Consider the following 564-nt stretch of genomic DNA (forward strand, 5'->3'; position numbering starts at 1 on the left):
AACGAAACTAGCGTCCCGTCATCTATGGCTCCTACCTATCCTGTACAAGTTGCACGAACACCCAATATCAAGCTACAGTAAAGCTCCATGGGGTCTTTCCGTCCTGTCGCGGGTAACCCGCATCTTCACGGGTATTATAATTTCACCGAGTCTCTCGTTGAGACAGTGCCCAGATCGTTACGCCTTTCGTGCGGGTCGGAACTTACCCGACAAGGAATTTCGCTACCTTAGGACCGTTATAGTTACGGCCGCCGTTTACTGGGGCTTCGATTCTGAGCTTCGCCGAAGCTAACTCATCCTCTTAACCTTCCAGCACCGGGCAGGCGTCAGCCCCTATACGTCATCTTACGATTTTGCAGAAACCTGTGTTTTTGATAAACAGTCGCCTGGGCCTATTCACTGCGGCTGATCTTGCGATCAGCACCCCTTCTCCCGAAGTTACGGGGTCATTTTGCCGAGTTCCTTAACGAGAGTTCACTCGCTCACCTGAGGATACTCTCCTCGACTACCTGTGTCGGTTTGCGGTACGGGTAATTAGATTCTCACTAGAAGCTTTTCTCGGCA

1 rRNA gene is annotated in these 564 nt (G+C 51.2%); it reads right to left on the reverse strand.

Features of this window, described 5'->3' with window-relative positions:
- Positions 1–564: ribosomal RNA gene (locus LPAF129_RS11075) — 23S ribosomal RNA — on the reverse strand; the annotation flags it as partial.

Origin of the sequence: Ligilactobacillus pabuli, from assembly GCF_022836475.1 — a bacterium.
Classification (GTDB): Bacteria; Bacillota; Bacilli; order Lactobacillales; family Lactobacillaceae; genus Ligilactobacillus; species Ligilactobacillus pabuli.